Here is a 15,080-nt window from a genome sequence, read left to right as displayed (position 1 = left end):
GGAAAACCGGGAAGGGGACGGGCTGTGCCTGCTCCACGGATGAGCACCACGCCACTGCCGGGCATCGGCGTGAAATATGATCTCACCACGCGTGAGCACCAGCACCTGTCCGTGATCGCCCACCGGGACGGCGCCCGCACGGTCAACGTCTACCGTTCCGACGACCCGGACGCCTGCGCCCAGTCGCTGCGGCTGAACGTCGCCGAATCGGCCGCCCTGATCGACGCGCTGATGCCCGCTCACCACAGCCCGAACGTGCTGCACACGACCGACCTGGGCCTGGTCGCCGAGCGCATCGAACTGTCCGCCGCCTCGCACTGGAACGGCAGGGTGCTGGGCGAGACGAGGATCCGCACCGACACCGGCTCCTCGATCGTGGCCGTGCTGCGCCGGGCCGAGGCGATCCCGTCGCCCGCACCCGACTTCAGGCTGGCGGGCGGTGACACGCTCATCGTCATCGGCACGCGTGAGGGCATCGAGAACGCCGCCGAGATCCTCGGGCGGGAATGAGCACATGCACTCTTCCGCGATCTTCCTGATCGAGTTCGGCGCGATCATTCTCGGACTCGGTCTCCTGGGACGCCTCGCCGGGCGCCTGCGGTTCTCCCCGATCCCGCTCTACCTGCTGGCCGGCCTGGCCTTCGGCGAGGGCGGGCTGCTGCCCCTCGGCGCGAGCGAGGAGTTCGTCGCGATCGGCGCCGAGATCGGCGTGATCCTGCTGCTGCTCATGCTCGGCCTCGAGTACACGGCCAGTGACCTGGTCTCCAACCTCAAGACCCAGTACCCGGCCGGCCTGGTCGACATGCTGCTGAACGCCGTGCCGGGTGCGATCCTCGCCCTGCTGCTCGGCTGGGGACCGGTCGCCGCCGTGGTCCTCGCCGGCGTCACCTGGATCTCCTCCTCCGGCGTCATCGCCAAGGTCCTCAACGACCTCGGACGGCTCGGCAACCGGGAGACCCCGGTCATCCTCAGCATCGTCGTGCTGGAAGACCTGGCGATGGCGGTCTACCTGCCGATCATCACCGCCCTGCTGGCCGGCGTCAGCCTGGCCGCGGGAAGCGTCACGCTGGCCATCGCGCTCGGTGTCGCCGGACTCGTCCTCTTCGTCGCCGTCCGCTACGGGCGGGTCATCTCACGCTTCGTCTCCAGCGACGACGCGGAGAAACTGCTGCTGGTGGTCCTCGGTCTGACCCTGCTCGTCGCCGGTCTCGCCCAGCAGTTGCAGGTGTCGGCCGCCGTGGGGGCGTTCCTGGTGGGCATCGCCCTGTCCGGCGAGGCCGCCGAGGGCGCGCACAACCTGCTGGCCCCGCTGCGCGACCTGTTCGCCGCGGTGTTCTTCGTCTTCTTCGGACTGCACACCGACCCGCAGTCCATCCCGCCGGTGATCCTGCCCGCCTTCGTGCTCGCCGTCGTCACCGCGCTGACGAAGATAGCCACCGGCTGGTGGGCCGCCCGACGGGCCGGGATCTCCGGGAAGGGCCGCTGGCGCGCGGGCGGCGCGCTGGTCGCCCGCGGCGAGTTCTCCATCGTCATCGCCGGACTCGCGGTCACCGCGGGCATCGAGCCCCAGCTCGGCCCGCTGGCCACCTCGTACGTCCTGATCCTGGTCATCCTGGGCCCGCTCACCGCCCGCTACACCGAGCCCATCGCCCTCCGCCTGACCAGGAAGAAGGCCCCCGGGAACGCCACGGCCGCCCCCGTTTCCGCCATGGCCCCCGCCGTCGAGGCGCTGGAGCCGGTCGAGGACGGCGAGACCGAACGGCCGTAGCACCGGGGACCGCCCCCTCTGCCTCTGCCTCCGCAGCACGGGTCCCGTGCTCCCGCCCCGACCGGGGACGTGGAGCACGGGACCTTTTTGGTGAGGCTGCTCCGGGCCCTAGCCGTCCAGCCGGACCGGCATCAGCAGGGAGAACGTGTCCTCGTCGTCCGGCCGGCGGATCGCGAGGGGCGCAGTGGGGGCGCCGAACTCCAGGACCAGCCGCTCACGGGCCCCGGCGTCAAGGGCGTCCAGCAGGAACGCACGGTTGACCGCGAGACGGCCGCCGTCTCCGTCCGCCCCGCCCTCCTCATCCGTCCCCTCGTCGCAGACGCGTACCGTGCCGTCGGCGCCGGCCTCGATCACACTGACGTCGAAGACCGCCCCGTCCTCCTCGCGCACCTCGCCCGTACGGACGGGGCCCTCCTGCACCGCTTCCCGGAAGGCTGCCACCTCGACCGGGGCGCGGCGCCCGGCGGGAAGATTGACCAGACGGCGGTAGTCCGGGAACTCGTGATCGAGGACCTGACCGGCCACTTGACGGCCCCCCTCGGTCTCCAGCGTCACCCGGTCACCGTCGACGGCGAGCCGTACAGGCTCGTGGCCGCCGGCCAGCGCCCGCATCGCGTCGACGAGCGGCAGCGGCACGACGACCTGCACGCGGGACCCGCCGTGCCCGGTGACCGAGGCCCGTGCCACAGCCAGCCGGTACCGGTCGGTGGCCACGAGACGCAGCGCGTCGCCCTCGAGGTCGAAGAGGACGCCGCCGAGCATCGGCAACTCGGGGTCGGTACCGGCCGCGAAGCGGACCGCGTCCAGCGCGGCGGCCAGCTCGGGCGAGGAAAGGGCGGGTCGGGCCGTGGCGGTACGGAGCGGGGTCATGGGCTTCTCCCTGTCGTCGAGTAGAGCTCGGAGCGTGGAGAACTCACCGCGGGCATGGGACAACCCCTGTTCCAGCCGGCGCAGGTGCGCCTGAAGAAGCTGCCGTACGAGATCGGTGTCCGTGCCGGCCCAGCCGGCCAGCACCAGCCGGATGTCGGCCAGCGGCATCCCGGCCCGCCGCAGCCGCGCCAGCAGCCGGGCCTCGCCCAGCTGCCCGGGGGCGTACCAGCGGTAGCCGCTCACCGGATCGACCCAGGCGGGTACGAGCACACCCGCACGGTCGTAGAACCGCAGGGCACTCACGCTCAGGCCGCAGTCCCGGGCCGTCTCACCAATGCTGCGCATCTCGCTCTCCACGCCCACGAGCCTCATGCCTCGACAAGGTCGAGGGTCAACCCGGACCAGGAAAGGCCCGGCGACGGTCGGTCCGCCCGCTCACCGTGTCCGGTTGCGGCCCCCTCGGTCGCCGCGGGGCCCACAGCAAGCGACGGGCTCGTCCACGTCACTTCAAGAACACGGACGAACCCGCCGTTACGCTCAGGAATACGGTGGCGCCACATGGCCGCGAACGCCACGGACGTGGCCCACTCGTCCCGGCGGATCCGCAGCACGGCGCCATCGCCCACGGTCCTGGAGTCCCGCACGTACACGGCGCCCGCTGCGGCGGCCACCTCGACGCAGTCACCGCCGATCGTTCCGCTGCGACTGCTCTTGAACCACGCGAGGTCGTCGGGCTGCTCAACGCGCTGGTCGATGCTCATGGTTCCCCTGCCATGTGCCTGATGAGGCGCGAGGATTCCTCACAAGACGGTTACTCCATCGATTCACCCGATAGCGGTGTCGAACCGCTCGCCCGAGCACCGCAGTTCACCATTCGTCTCAGTAGCACCGGACGCGGCGTCCGCCCCGTACGCCGTCCCACCGGACAACAGCTCGCAGGCTGGGGTGTTCCGTACGACAGCGGGACCTCCCGGGCCGTCGCCCTCGTCACGGCCGAGCCGGCGTCCAACGCCGTCGCACACGGACGCCTCCCCGGGCGGGACTTCCGGCTGACGCTGCTCCTCCTGCCCGAGCACGACGCCGTCCGCGTGGAGGTGACCGACACCCGCCCGGAGCTTCTGCCGCACCTCGTTGCCGCCCCGACGAGGCCCGACGCGGAGTCCGGGCGCGGCCTGCTCCTCGTTGAGGCGTATGCGGACCGCTGGGGCTGCAGTGTCCGCGAGGCGTACACCGAAACCGTCTGGGCAAAGGTGCCTCTTCGCGCGGAGCATGCTCCGGTGAGGGCTCCCGGGAGAAGTGAGTGATGTCCTCCCCGTGAGGGCGGGGCGGTCGTCCGCCGTGGGCGAGCCGGGGATCTGCTGCCGAGATCGTTGCCTCGACGAGACACTCACCAGCCGTCCGGTCCCCCCGGCTCCGCCCCCGCCGGGGCCAGGACGGCGAGGGTTCTGGTGGCTCTGCGGAGGGCCTGTTCGAGGGGGACGGGGGAGTGGAGGGTGCCGGTGCCGTCCGGGGGGACGAGCCATTCCAGGCGGCCGGTGGGCCGGTACGGCGGGGGTACCGCGACCCAGGAGCCCCGGCCGACGTGCCGTACGCCGAAGCCGATCCACTCGCTGGCCGGGTCGGGCGGCAGGAAGAAGCCGACCCGGCGGGCCGTGACGTCCACCAGGGTGGGGCCGGGCACCTTCAGCGGGTCGTTCCACAGGAGGTCCAGGGCGAGCAGTCCGAGCCGGTCGGGCACGCTGAGTACGTCCCAGTAGCGCCCTGCCGCCAGGAGAGCCGTTCCTGTGCCGTGATCCCACTGCCGCTTGCACTCACGGGGGTCCCGGGCCGCGGCGGCCAGCCATTCGACGGCCTGTTTCCATCCGGCGCTCTGCATGTCCCACCCCGGGCACGGTCGGCCGCGCCGCTGCGGGCGCGTGCTGGATCCGGGCCGACGGCCTCACGGGCGTGCGCGCCGGCCCGGCGTGCAGCCATAGTGATAGATATTTCTATGCGCCGGAAGGGGTACTGCGGCCTTGCGTCCCTCGGTTCCGCGCCCTGCGGCGTCCCACTCGAACGAGAACACTTCCGAAGGGAAAGCCCGTTCGGGGGTGTTCGGTGTCAGGGGCGTGACGTGAGGAGAGGGGAGCGGAGGGTGCGCTGGGGTCAGCCGGTCTGCTTCGCGCGCTCCGCGTCCCGCTGCTTGATGCGCTCCGCTTCCTTGCGTACCTCCGCCCGAGTGGCCTGCTCACGCTCCAGCCACTCGGGGCGCTCCTCCCTGAGGGCGTCGATCTGCTCCGTGGTGAGCGGCTCGGTGATTCCGCCGCGGGCGAGACCGGCGATGGAGACGCCCAGCCTCGACGCGACCACGGGGCGGGGGTGCGGGCCGTCGCGCCGCAGGTCCTGCAGCCACTGGGGCGGGTCTGCCTGGAGCGCGTTCAGCTCGGCGCGCGAGACGACACCCTCCCGGAACTCGGCGGGGGTGGCCTCGAGGTACACACCCAGTTTCTTCGCCGCGGTCGCGGGCTTCATCGTCTGGGTGTTTTGGTGCGACGTCATGGTGTCCAGGGTATCGACCATACGCGCGAGCGCCGACCATCATCGATGGGCGCGGTCACTTGTGGTCGTCGGCCAGGACCGGTGGCCGTGGCCGGGCCCTGTCCGGCGAATGGCGGCGGATGGGTTCACGGAGCCAGGGAGCGAGTGTCGCCGGGAGGAGTCCGGCCCGGTAGCGGGCGGCCAGTTTGCCGAAACGTGTCGCCACGGCCCGGAACTGCTCGAGCCGACTGAAACGGCGTTCGACCACGTTGCGGTCCTTGTAGGGCTCACGGTCGAAGTTCGGCGGCCTGCCGCCGGCCTTGCCGCGGCGCACACGGTTGGCCATCCGGTCGGCCCGTTCGGGGGTGACCGCCCGGATGCCCCGGCAACGCAGGGCCTGCCGGACCGCCCGTGGGGAACACGCCTTGTCCGCGATGACGGCATCGGGTCTGCGCCGCGGTCGCCCAGCCCCGGCCCGAGGCGCCCGCTGCGCATCCAGGAGCGCGTCGAAGACGGTGCGGTCGTTGACGTTGCCGGGCGTGATGAGGATGGCTGGGGGCAGGCCCCGGCCGTCACAGGTGAGACGCGCCCTGGTGGTCAGCCCGCCGCGGGACCGGCCGAGCGCCTGGCGACCCGCCAGGCGTGCCGGGTCTTCCCATTCGTCCTCCGGCCCCGCCCCTTCTCACGGGCCCCGGCCGCGTGCCGGTGGGCACGGTCGACAGTGCCCACCGGCACGGTCCGCTCCACCGTTCCGGCGGAGTCTTCCCGCGCCTGAACCTGCTCCGGCAGGGTGGCCCAGGTTCCGTCAGCCTCCCGACGGGCGAATCGCTCATACACCGTCTGCCACGGCCCATACCGTTCTGGCAGGTCACGCCACGGAGCACCCGTCCGCAGACGCCACGGCACGCCGTTGATCACCTGCCGGTGATCCCGCCACGGACGACCACGTCCGTCAACACCCGGCAGCAAGGGCTCTATCCGCTCCCACGCGACATCCGTCGGCTCTCCACACCCACCGTCGGGTCAGTCATCGGACAGGCGCTCCCGGCCACCGGTTGCCATCACCCCGGCAGACCCCGCCCGGAGACCGCCGGCAAGCCGGGGTGCGTGCCAGGGCGGGTGCTGCGGGTCGCCGGCGCGACGAGCACCGTCCGGTCGCGCACCACCTGCCATAACTGTACCTTTCGGAAGGTACAGTTATGAGGTAGCGGCAGTGCTGGTGGAGAGGTGTGCGGGGATGGTTCCGAGTGCGCGGCGGCGTTGGCTGCTGCTGGCGGTGGTGAGTTCGGGGCTCCTGCTGATCACACTGGACAACTCGATCCTGTACGCAGCGCTGCCGACGCTGGTGGAGGAGCTCGGTGCGAGCGGTTCCGAGGGTTTGTGGGTCATCAACGCCTATCCGGTGGTGATGGCCGGGCTGCTGCTGGGCAGTGGCACTCTGGGGGACCGGGTGGGGCACCGGAGGATGTTCCTGATCGGCCTGGTGGTCTTCGGGGCCGCCTCGCTGGCTGCCGCGTTCTCCCCGACTCCGGAGACGTTGATCGCGGCACGGGCGTTCCTGGCCGTCGGCGCGGCGGTGATGATGCCCGCGACGCTCGCGCTGATCCGCATCACGTTCGAGGACGAGCGCGAGCGCAACGTGGCCATCGCCATCTGGGGCACTCTGGCGATCGTGGGCAGCGCACTGGGCCCGATCATCAGCGGACTCCTGCTGCAAAGCTTCTGGTGGGGGTCGGTCTTCCTCGTCAACGTCCCCGTCGTCATCGGGGCACTGGTCGCCACGCTGGTCCTCGCGCCGCCCAACGACGCGGACCCCACCAAGCGGTGGGACCTGCCCTCCTCGCTTCTCGCGCTGGTCACCCTGGTCGGCCTCGTGATCGCGATCAAGGAAACCACGAAGACGGAACCCGCGCCCCTGTTCATCGTTGCCGCCGTCCTCGCCGCCGTCGTCGGCGGGTGGGCGTTCGCCCGGAGGCAGCGCCGCCTGCCCCACCCCCTGCTGGACTTCGCGATCTTCCGCAACCGGGCCTTCCTGGCCGGAGTCCTGGCCGCCGGGTTCTCCATGTTCGCCATCGCCGGCATCCAGCTGATCACCACACAGCGGTTCCAGCTCGTGGAGGGCTTCACCCCGCTGCGCGCCGGGCTCCTGGTCGCCGCCGTCGCCGTGGGGGCGCTGCCGACAGCCATGGCCGGCGGCGCCGGCCTGCACCGTGTCGGGCTGCTGCCCCTCGTCGCGGGTGGTCTGGCCCTCAGCGCGGTCGGCTCCGTGCTGATCCTGCTGAACTTCGACACCAGCATGGGGCTGCTCATCACCGGGCTGCTCATCACGGGCGCCGGTCTCGGAGCGGCCATGTCCGTCGCCTCCAGCGCGATCATGGGCAACGTCCCGGCCCGCCGCGCGGGCATGGCCTCCTCCGTGGAGGAGGTGTCCTACGAGTTCGGCAGCCTCCTCGCGGTCGCGCTGCTCGGCAGTCTCATGACCGCCCTCTACACCGCGACCATCGCCCTGCCCTCCGGAGCCCCGGACTCCGCACGCGACAGCCTCGACAGCGCGCTCGCACTGGCCGGGGACGACCCCTCGTTGGTCACCGCCGCATCCAACGCCTTCGACGGCGCCTACTTCACCGTCATGATCGTGGTCACCGCCGTCATTGCCGCCGGCGCGATCATGACCGGCCTCCTCCTGCGCCGCCACGGCCCCGGATCGGCCCTGTCCGCCCCACACACCACTGACACCCCGCCCCGGGAGCATCCATGCGGACCAGCAAGCGAACCCAGATCCTCGAAGCGGCCACCCGAGTCGTAGAGCGCGAAGGCGTCAAGAGCGTCACCTTCGACTCCGTCGCCGCCGAGGCAGGCCTGACCAAGGGGGGACTCCTCTACCACTTCGCCTCGCGCGACGACCTCGTCCAGGCCATTCACCAGCACCTCGCCGGCCAATGGGAGGCGGAAATCGCCGCGGCGGCGGGAAAACCGGCCTACGAGGCGACCCCCACCGAGCGGCTCACCGCCTACACCCGCGTCGCCACTCAGAGCGCCACCCGGGCCGAGCTCCTCTTCATGCTCGAAGGATCGACAAGTCCCGGGCACGCGGCCCCCTGGGACGCGGTCATGGAACGGTGGGCCCCGCCCCCGGCCACCATCGACGCCGACGACCCGGGCGCGCTCGACCAGTTCATCGCCCGCCTCGCCGCCGACGGCCTGTGGCTGTACGAATCCCTCACCGCCGAACGACTGACCCCCCAACTGCGCCGCGCCCTCGCCGAACGCGTCATCAGCACCCTCAACCGCGACGACACCTGAGCCCGCACGGCCCCGCGATCTCCCGACCGCTGGATCTCTGATCACTGCGGTGGTCATGTGCCAGACAGCGCCCAGTCGCGTCGCGGACTGCAGCGGCACGCGCCGAGACCGGCAGCGTTCGCCTTGTCCCGACGGAGTCCGAATCGGTGATCGAGCCGTCGACATGTGCGACTGGATCCCGCCCACGACCGGCCAAGGCCAGGATCACGGTGGATCCCGACATCAACAGCCGGCCGGCTACGACCACGAAGGTCCGCGATCAGCCATGGTCATCCGGGCCGTTGCGATCGAGTGCTGCCCGGATCTGGCCGAGCCACTCCGTGCCCAGCCGGCGCCCGTCCGGGAGTTGGTCGCCCCGATCCCAGCGCCACGTTGTGATCATCGCCAGCACGAGGATCCGGCACTGGCGCAGCAAGTCCTGATCGACACCCGGATAGTGCTCGCCGACTTCTTCGGGCGCATGGGCGAGGTCGAATTCGACGGGCCCACGGCAACACGTCTCAAGGTCTATGAACAGCAGCCCGTTCTTCGTGGTGAGCATGTTGCCCGGGTGCGGCTCGCCGTGCAGCAGCTGCTCGGCGCGGCCGCGCTCGCCGATCACTCGTCCCAGGCCGCGTAACGTGTCGCCGAGCAGCTCCCGGTCCGCGTCGGCGAGCGCCGGAGTGCGGTCGCGGTTCGCCACGAGTCGTTGAGCCTGCTCGACCCGATCCGTGAATTGCGGCGTCGGGACGTCGAGATTGCGCATGCCGGCATGCAGCCGCTCGAGCGCATGGGCGTAGTCGGCCGGTGAGACCTCTCGAGGTGTCACGGGTTCGTAGTAGGTCCACAGCGTGACCACGAAGCCGTCACGCTCATGGACACGTGGCTCCACTCGAGGCTCGAGAGCAGCCACAGGGCACCCGGATTCGGCGAGCCGCTGAGCAAGCTCGACTTCGAACTGTGCGACCTGATGCGCTACAGGTGCCACCCGGGCCAGGACGTCACAGGGCAGCAGACGCAGAGTGAGCTTGTTCGAGTCATGAAGAACGACCGCGTCGTCGACTGCCAGGTCAAGTGATGAGGCGGTCGACATGGCCGCGGCCACCGCACGTCGGACCTCTGACGTCTGCATCGTCGCCGGCCCCTCTCCCCTGAGCGTCGCCACAACTCTCCAAGCGGTGCAACCTGCGCACCATACCAAGTTGCCGATGGGGGCCGCGGTGGCGCGACGGACAGGGCGCGACCGGACCGGCGTTCCCGGGCCGTGGCCACGGACGGTAACCTGGCCGGGTGACCGGAAGGTTCCTGGGTGCTGACCCCGCCCTTCAGGGGGAGGCCGGCCCCTCTTCACCGGGGAGGCGCGCGGAGCTGGGACTGCGCTCCGCGTCTTCGGCGACGTGCAGCGGCACGACCGCGGCCACGCGGCGTCCTCGGTTGGTGATGTAGGTGATCCGGCTTCGCGCCGAAGCGGAGTTCAGGATGTCGGCGAACTGGCGTCGGGCAGCGGCGACGGAGAGTTCCGCAGGTTCCTCGTTCATGTGCGCCAATGTACCGACATGTCCCTTTATGCATATTGATGTGCATGCAACTTCGCTCCAACCACCGCTTGGACCCGACTCCGGGGCAGCGCATCGCGTCGGTCCGGGCGTTCGGGTGTGCGCGGGCGGTGTTCAACGACGGGTTGCGTATCCGGCAGCAAGCCCACGCGGTCCGGATCGTCCTCGCCGCCGGACGGGCGGAGAGACAAAACGCCTGCGGAGGGAGCGTAAGCCCCTCCGTCCGACGGAAGGCAGGACCCGATGAAACAGGAACCCGACTCGAGGCGGGCCGTGCAAGCGGACGCCGGGGAGGGAATCTCCCGGCTTCAAGCGGGAGAGGACGTCAAAGGCTCGGACGTGCCCCCGTCGTTCCGGCTCGTGTACGCGCCCGGGGTGATGCCCGGCAAGTGGGTGCGCGTCTGGAACGAGCGGCTGCCCGGTGTCCCGCTGGCCCTCACCCAGGCGCCCGCCGCTCGGGCGGCCGGCCTGCTGCTGGCCGGTGACGCCGACGCGGGTCTCGTCCGGCTGCCCGTCGACCGGACGGTGCTCAGCGCGATCCCCCTCTACACCGAGCAGACGGTCGTCGTGGTCCCCAGGGACCACATCGTGACGGCGGTCGACGAGGTGTCCCCGGAGGACCTGGCCGACGAGATCCTGTTGCACCCCCTCGACGACGTCCTCACCTGGGAGACCCTGCCCGGGAGGCCCGCCCTCGAACGTCCCGCCACCACCGCCGACGCCGTCGAGCTCGTCGCGGCCGGGATCGGCGTGCTCGTCGTACCGCTCTCCCTGGCGCGGCTGCACCACCGCAAGGACCTCACCCACCGGCCGCTCAAGGACGCCCCCGAGTCGAGTGTGGCGCTGGCCTGGCCCGAGGACGCGACCACCGACCTGGTGGAGGAGTTCATCGGGATCGTCCGCGGCCGGACCGTCAACAGCACCCGGGGCCGCACCCGGCCCCAGCCTTCCGCGGCGCAGGGGAAGTCCAAGGAGAAGTCCGAGCGAGCCGCCGAGAAGGGCGGAGCCGGGGCCCGGCGCCGGCAGGCGGCGGGCGGGCCGGCCGGCCGCGGGCGACGGAAGGACACCGGCACCGGCGGTACACCGAAGAACCCGCGCCGGGGCAAACCCCGCCGCGGGTCCTGAGCTCGGTTCCCCGGGTCCCGCGGGGCGTCTACTTCACCGTCGAGGCAGGCGTCGGCGCCGGGGAAACGGTGTTGAGGTCCTTCAGCTCCTCGGGGATCTCGAGCACCAGCACCGGGGCGCCCGCCGGCGGGGCCGGCGGCGTCACCTGCTCCCGGGGCATCTTGGGCGGGCTCGTCTGCTGGAAGTTGACCTGTTCGTGGTTGACCAGCCCGGTCTTCTCCAGCACCGTGATGTGGTCGAGCACGGTGTCGTTGGCCTGGTCGGCCAGCTGCCGCACGAGGGTGTTCCTGGTGTTGGCCCGGACCTTGGCGATCGCCGGGAAGATCTGGCCGTGGGTCACCCGCATGATGTTCACCGCCAAGGTGTCGAACTCCTTGTCGGTGGTGGTTTTGATGCTCTCCACGAACTGTTCCTGCTGGGGCGAGGCCTGGTTGGGCAGCGTGATGCCCAGTTCGAGGGAGATCTTGCGGCAGCTCTCGTCGAGCCGTCCGTGCCCGACGACCAGGTGCTCGCCCGCCTCCTTCATCTCCGGCGTCGTACCCCGCTCCATCGCCAGCAGGCCCAGGGGGTGTTCCCACAGCCCGGCGGCACGCACCTTGACCACGAAGTCGCGGTCGGCCTCGGTCAGCTGGCCGTACTGCGTGTTGGCGACGACCCGGTCCGGGGTGCTCGATGTGGTCTGCACGCCCAGCATGGTGGGGTAGGCGAGCGCGGAGAGGGTGAGAACCATGGCTCCGCCCACGAACGCGGTTCCTGCCGTGCTGCGCGAGATGCGCATCGTTCCTCCTGGTGTATCAACAGCCCAACACCAGGGAGTACGGATGGGAGTGGCGAGACAATCACCGTTCCGGAAGAAATCTTCTGCCGGAACGCGCACGATCTCTCGCCGTATGGCCTCATGCCGCGTAGGAGGCGTTCTGTGCGGTACGCACCACCCTGTCGCCGTCCGTGCCGCCCAGCAGGCCGGCGGACACCCAGTCGGCGACCGTCGTCCGTACCCGCGTGACCAGCGCACCCTTGCTGCCGAAGGGGGCTCCCGCCCAGATCTCGTCCAGCAGCGTGACGCCGTCGCCCCGGGCGGGGTTGGCGACGCCGGCGTCAGAGGTGCCGAAGACCACACGGGGTTCCGAGCGCCGGAAGTAGGCGTGCGTCGGGTCCTCGGTCCCCTCGGCGAAGGGGGCGAACCCGACGCCGTTCAGGGTGTGGTGCAACGGCTTCCCGGCGACCGGGGTGAGCGAGGGCAGCAGATCGCCGGAGAGACCGGCGTTGCCGTACAGCGCGCACCGCAGGTGCCCGGTCGACGGGTCGCGGGCGACCAGGTTGACCGGGCCCAGGAACAGGGTCTGCAGCGTGGGGTCGTCGAGCGCGCGCTCCACCCTCAGCCGGAACGGCGCCAGGACCCGCACGGTGTCACCGGCCCGCCAGGCCCGTCGGACGCCGAAGTAGCCGCCCGGAACCGGATTCCCGGGCACCGCACGCCCGTTGACGGTCACCCGGAACCCGCCGGTCGCCCAGGACGGCACGCGCAGCAGCAGGGTGAACGAGGCGGGGCCGCCTCCTATGGTGAGCGTGCTGCCCTGCTCCTCGGGGAAGCGGGTGGTCTGCGTGACCGTGACGCCCTGTTCGGACCAGGTGAGTTCGGAGGGGCTGTAGAGGTTGACGTACAGGGCGCTCGCGTCGGCCTTCGCGAAGTACACCGAGTCCTGGTACTTCGTGGCGCTCTCCAGGCCGGTGCCCTCGCAGCACGTCGTGCCCTGCTTGGGCGTGTAGTCGCGCACGTGACCGGGCGTCAGGCCGACGAAGTAGGTGACGAGCGGCTTCTCCGCGTCCGGCCGGTCCTGCTTGGAGCCGAGGACCTGGTTGTGCAGGGCCCGTTCGTAGTAGTCCATGTACGCCGGGTCCTGCTCGTGGAAGAACAGGGTCCGGCTCAGCTTGAGCATGTTGTACGCGCAGCAGGTCTCGGCCGTGGTGGCACCGATCGTGCCCGCGATGACATCGCGCGCCCGCCAGAACTCGCCGCTGCTGGTGCCGCCGATCCCGTACATGCGATGCGGTACGACCATGTGCCAGAAGTTCTTCGCGGCCGTGAGGTAGCGCTCCTCGCCCGTTTCGTCGTGCAGTCGTACCAGGCCGGTGAAGACCGGGATGTGCTGGTTGGCGTGCAGCCCGTCGAGCACGTCGGTGTTCGCCGCGCAGGCGTCGATGAGCCGGTCCAGGTCGAACAGGCGGGCCAGGGCGAGGTGTTCGGCACGGCCGGTGAGCGTGTGCAGGTCGCAGACGGCCTCCACGACGCCGCCGAACTCTCCGCTGGAGAACAGCCCCCACATCCGCTGAAGGGTGGCCGCCGGCAGCACGGACAACCGTGCGTGCATCCAGTCGCACAGGCCGGAGGCGAGATCGAGCGCGCGGTCGTCCCCGGTGGCGAGATACGCGTCCAGCAGCCCCCGGAGAATCTTGTGCGCGGTGTAGTAAGGCGCCCACACCCGTGTGTAGTCGCTGCCGGTCATCGACTCGAGCTCGATGAACTGCGTCTCCGGGTACGCGGCGAGGAACCCCGGATGGCTCGGCCCGTCCCAGGTGCGACGCAGCGTCGCGTCGAGTCCGCGGCCGGAGGAGTCGGCGAAGGTCCCGCCGGACGTCTCGCCGAAGGTGTACGAGGCCAGGTCGCCCCGGCCGGTCGACGCGTCGGCGGCGCGCCGGCCGGCCAACTCGGTGATCTCGGCGCCGGTCAGCGCGCGGGAGAAGACGTCGACCCCCTCGAGCGCGCCCGCGAACACCGGGTCGCCGGAGAAGTGGGAGCGGCCCAGCCAGTGGTGGGCGAGGGTGCCGAGGGCCGCCGGGGTCAGCGTCAGGGCCGTGTCGCGGGCCACGGCGGTGCCGTCGACGTAGAGGGTGCCGGTGGTGCCGTCCAGGGTGACGGCCAGGTGGCTCCACTCGTCGAGCGGCAGCGGCGCGGTGCCGTCGAGTTCCTGTTCGCCGCCCGGCCCGGAGGCGGTCACGGCGAACCGGGGCACGCCGTTCGCGTTGCGGGCCGCCAGGTACAGGTAGCGGGTCGTGTCGTCGCCGAAGTCGAGGATCCGGGCCCAGGCGGCGTCGTGGGCGGGCCGCACCCAGGCGGACAGCGTGAGCGCCGGGGCGTTGCCCAGAACGGCGGCGGGGAGGTCCACGTACTGGTAGGAGCCCCGCACCTGTTCCGCCGCCCGGCCGAACCGGCCGTCGACGCTCAGCACCGCCGGGGCGCGGCGCAAGGCCTCGCGCACCTCGGCCAGAGCCTCGACCATGGTCCCGATCCGGTCCGCGAACACCTGCTCCCCGGTGCTGCGGTACGCCTGCGCCAGCATGGTCAGGAAGTGGCCGGTGTAGTGGCCGCGCAGATTGCCGTCGGCCTCCCCGTCCAGCCCTTCCCAGCCGCCCGGGGCGACCGCGCCGCCGGTGGGCAGGCCGGCGTTGGCGCGGAAGACCTGGAGCAGCCGGTGGACGTCGTAGCCCCGGGCGTGGTCGAGCATCAGCCGCCGCTTGTCGGCGAAGACGCCCGGACCGAGTGTCACGTCCTCCAGCCCGAACGGACGCACCGTCCACGTGGACGGCACGACGGTGGTGAAGGGGGCGGCAGCGCCGGTGGCGGCCGCCGCGGTGCCCGGTGAGCCCGGAGCGGCGGTGGCCCGTCCGGCGGCCGCGGCGGAGACCGCGGTCGCCGTCGCGGCAAGGGCCGCGGTCCGCAGGAGGGTTCGTCTGGAGAGGGGCCGTGCCATGAACGCTCCTCTGATCGGGACCTGGGTATCGGCATCGGGACTGGGCATCGAGCCCAGATGTTCGATATCGCGAACACCGTACGAGTGATCGACCAGACGATAGGGAGGGGACGGGAGGGCGTCAACGGGTCGGGAGGGTGTCAACATGCAGGGAGGGGCCGGATCAGGCCGTTCGCCGACGACACCCTCCCATCGGGTCCCGGGCCCGCC

16 protein-coding genes are annotated in these 15,080 nt (G+C 71.1%); 7 read left to right on the top strand and 9 right to left on the bottom strand.

Annotated features, from left to right (window positions below; genetic code table 11):
• Nucleotides 1–39 precede the first annotated feature (39 nt).
• Nucleotides 40–510, top strand: coding sequence for a cation:proton antiporter regulatory subunit (locus tag ACFWVE_RS01440; protein WP_384007131.1), 471 nt, complete (start codon nt 40–42; stop codon nt 508–510).
• Nucleotides 511–514: 4 nt separating this feature from the next.
• Nucleotides 515–1,768, top strand: a complete 1,254-nt coding sequence (locus tag ACFWVE_RS01435) for a cation:proton antiporter (protein WP_384007129.1) — start codon at nt 515–517, stop codon at nt 1,766–1,768.
• Nucleotides 1,769–1,876: 108 nt separating this feature from the next.
• Here ACFWVE_RS01435 and ACFWVE_RS01430 read toward each other — a convergent pair whose 3' ends face one another.
• Together ACFWVE_RS01430 and ACFWVE_RS01425 are read right to left on the bottom strand one after the other, a co-directional pair.
• On the bottom strand, nt 1,877–2,983 hold the full coding sequence (locus ACFWVE_RS01430; RefSeq protein ID WP_384007127.1) for a MerR family transcriptional regulator: 1,107 nt from the start codon (nt 2,981–2,983) through the stop codon (nt 1,877–1,879).
• Nucleotides 2,984–3,006: 23 nt separating this feature from the next.
• Nucleotides 3,007–3,399, bottom strand: coding sequence for a DUF397 domain-containing protein (locus ACFWVE_RS01425; protein ID WP_384007125.1), 393 nt, complete (start codon nt 3,397–3,399; stop codon nt 3,007–3,009).
• 21 nt (nt 3,400–3,420) lie between these two features.
• Here ACFWVE_RS01425 and ACFWVE_RS01420 point away from each other — a divergent pair, with 21 nt between their 5' ends.
• Nucleotides 3,421–3,942, top strand: coding sequence for an ATP-binding protein (locus ACFWVE_RS01420; RefSeq protein WP_384007123.1), 522 nt, complete (start codon nt 3,421–3,423; stop codon nt 3,940–3,942).
• An 83-nt stretch (nt 3,943–4,025) separates the two neighbouring features.
• Here the strand turns inward: ACFWVE_RS01420 and ACFWVE_RS01415 are convergent, their stop codons facing one another.
• The 3 genes from ACFWVE_RS01415 to ACFWVE_RS01405 form a co-directional block, all read right to left on the bottom strand.
• On the bottom strand, nt 4,026–4,514 hold the full coding sequence (locus ACFWVE_RS01415; protein ID WP_384007121.1) for a hypothetical protein: 489 nt from the start codon (nt 4,512–4,514) through the stop codon (nt 4,026–4,028).
• Between the two features lie 269 nt (nt 4,515–4,783).
• Nucleotides 4,784–5,176, bottom strand: coding sequence for a DUF5997 family protein (locus ACFWVE_RS01410; protein ID WP_384007119.1), 393 nt, complete (start codon nt 5,174–5,176; stop codon nt 4,784–4,786).
• Nucleotides 5,177–5,231: 55 nt separating this feature from the next.
• Nucleotides 5,232–6,133 (bottom strand): IS5 family transposase gene (locus ACFWVE_RS01405; RefSeq protein ID WP_384007332.1). Its coding sequence is split into 2 segments (ribosomal slippage): nt 5,232–5,827 and nt 5,827–6,133, totalling 903 coding nucleotides; the frame shifts between segments, so codons are not numbered across the junction.
• 259 nt (nt 6,134–6,392) lie between these two features.
• Between ACFWVE_RS01405 and ACFWVE_RS01400 the strand changes: the two genes are divergently transcribed.
• Nucleotides 6,393–7,961: an MFS transporter gene (locus ACFWVE_RS01400; protein WP_384007117.1), complete on the top strand. Its 1,569-nt coding sequence runs from the start codon at nt 6,393–6,395 to the stop codon at nt 7,959–7,961.
• The gene (locus ACFWVE_RS01395; RefSeq protein WP_384007116.1) at nt 7,910–8,458 is read left to right on the top strand and encodes a TetR/AcrR family transcriptional regulator; all 549 of its coding nucleotides are present in this window, start codon (nt 7,910–7,912) and stop codon (nt 8,456–8,458) included. Before ACFWVE_RS01400 ends, ACFWVE_RS01395 begins: the two co-directional genes overlap by 52 nt.
• Before the next feature lie 259 nt (nt 8,459–8,717).
• Here ACFWVE_RS01395 and ACFWVE_RS01390 read toward each other — a convergent pair whose 3' ends face one another.
• Together ACFWVE_RS01390 and ACFWVE_RS01385 are read right to left on the bottom strand one after the other, a co-directional pair.
• Nucleotides 8,718–9,569, bottom strand: coding sequence for a phosphotransferase enzyme family protein (locus ACFWVE_RS01390; protein ID WP_384007114.1), 852 nt, complete (start codon nt 9,567–9,569; stop codon nt 8,718–8,720).
• A gap of 193 nt (nt 9,570–9,762) precedes the next feature.
• A complete protein-coding gene (locus tag ACFWVE_RS01385) occupies nt 9,763–9,975 on the bottom strand; it encodes a type II toxin-antitoxin system prevent-host-death family antitoxin (protein ID WP_384007112.1) in 213 nt (70 codons plus the stop codon).
• Between the two features lie 8 nt (nt 9,976–9,983).
• Here ACFWVE_RS01385 and ACFWVE_RS01380 point away from each other — a divergent pair, with 8 nt between their 5' ends.
• Both ACFWVE_RS01380 and ACFWVE_RS01375 read left to right on the top strand, forming a co-directional pair.
• A complete protein-coding gene (locus tag ACFWVE_RS01380; protein ID WP_384007111.1) occupies nt 9,984–10,478 on the top strand; it encodes a helix-turn-helix domain-containing protein in 495 nt (164 codons plus the stop codon).
• Nucleotides 10,372–11,118: a LysR family transcriptional regulator substrate-binding protein gene (locus ACFWVE_RS01375; protein ID WP_384007330.1), complete on the top strand. Its 747-nt coding sequence runs from the start codon at nt 10,372–10,374 to the stop codon at nt 11,116–11,118. Before ACFWVE_RS01380 ends, ACFWVE_RS01375 begins: the two co-directional genes overlap by 107 nt.
• 28 nt (nt 11,119–11,146) lie before the next feature.
• On the opposite strand, the gene ACFWVE_RS01370 is transcribed toward ACFWVE_RS01375, so the two are convergent.
• A complete protein-coding gene (locus tag ACFWVE_RS01370) occupies nt 11,147–11,896 on the bottom strand; it encodes a DUF4142 domain-containing protein (protein WP_384007109.1) in 750 nt (249 codons plus the stop codon).
• A gap of 118 nt (nt 11,897–12,014) precedes the next feature.
• Nucleotides 12,015–14,870 (bottom strand): beta-L-arabinofuranosidase domain-containing protein, encoded by a 2,856-nt coding sequence (locus tag ACFWVE_RS01365; RefSeq protein ID WP_384007107.1) that lies wholly within the window; start codon nt 14,868–14,870, stop codon nt 12,015–12,017.
• Nucleotides 14,871–15,080: the final 210 nt, after the last annotated feature.

The sequence above is a fragment of the Streptomyces sp. NPDC058632 genome (genome assembly GCF_042717095.1).
Taxonomy (GTDB): domain Bacteria; phylum Actinomycetota; class Actinomycetes; order Streptomycetales; family Streptomycetaceae; genus Streptomyces.
This window is presented reverse-complemented; position numbering and strand designations above follow the sequence as displayed.

Excerpts from the sequence above, each read along its gene's own strand:
- ACFWVE_RS01395 (WP_384007116.1), top strand. The coding sequence starts at position 7,910 with ATGCGGACCAGCAAGCGAACCCAGATCCTCGAAGCGGCCACCCGAGTC.
- ACFWVE_RS01390 (WP_384007114.1), bottom strand. The coding sequence starts at position 9,569 with ATGCAGACGTCAGAGGTCCGACGTGCGGTGGCCGCGGCCATGTCGACC.
- ACFWVE_RS01430 (WP_384007127.1), bottom strand. The coding sequence starts at position 2,983 with ATGCGCAGCATTGGTGAGACGGCCCGGGACTGCGGCCTGAGCGTGAGT.
- ACFWVE_RS01385 (WP_384007112.1), bottom strand. The coding sequence starts at position 9,975 with ATGAACGAGGAACCTGCGGAACTCTCCGTCGCCGCTGCCCGACGCCAG.
- ACFWVE_RS01400 (WP_384007117.1), top strand. The coding sequence starts at position 6,393 with ATGGTTCCGAGTGCGCGGCGGCGTTGGCTGCTGCTGGCGGTGGTGAGT.
- ACFWVE_RS01425 (WP_384007125.1), bottom strand. The coding sequence starts at position 3,399 with ATGAGCATCGACCAGCGCGTTGAGCAGCCCGACGACCTCGCGTGGTTC.
- ACFWVE_RS01365 (WP_384007107.1), bottom strand. The coding sequence starts at position 14,870 with ATGGCACGGCCCCTCTCCAGACGAACCCTCCTGCGGACCGCGGCCCTT.
- ACFWVE_RS01415 (WP_384007121.1), bottom strand. The coding sequence starts at position 4,514 with ATGCAGAGCGCCGGATGGAAACAGGCCGTCGAATGGCTGGCCGCCGCG.
- ACFWVE_RS01435 (WP_384007129.1), top strand. The coding sequence starts at position 515 with ATGCACTCTTCCGCGATCTTCCTGATCGAGTTCGGCGCGATCATTCTC.
- ACFWVE_RS01370 (WP_384007109.1), bottom strand. The coding sequence starts at position 11,896 with ATGCGCATCTCGCGCAGCACGGCAGGAACCGCGTTCGTGGGCGGAGCC.
- ACFWVE_RS01380 (WP_384007111.1), top strand. The coding sequence starts at position 9,984 with ATGTACCGACATGTCCCTTTATGCATATTGATGTGCATGCAACTTCGC.
- ACFWVE_RS01410 (WP_384007119.1), bottom strand. The coding sequence starts at position 5,176 with ATGACGTCGCACCAAAACACCCAGACGATGAAGCCCGCGACCGCGGCG.
- ACFWVE_RS01375 (WP_384007330.1), top strand. The coding sequence starts at position 10,372 with ATGCCCGGCAAGTGGGTGCGCGTCTGGAACGAGCGGCTGCCCGGTGTC.
- ACFWVE_RS01440 (WP_384007131.1), top strand. The coding sequence starts at position 40 with ATGAGCACCACGCCACTGCCGGGCATCGGCGTGAAATATGATCTCACC.
- ACFWVE_RS01420 (WP_384007123.1), top strand. The coding sequence starts at position 3,421 with ATGAGGCGCGAGGATTCCTCACAAGACGGTTACTCCATCGATTCACCC.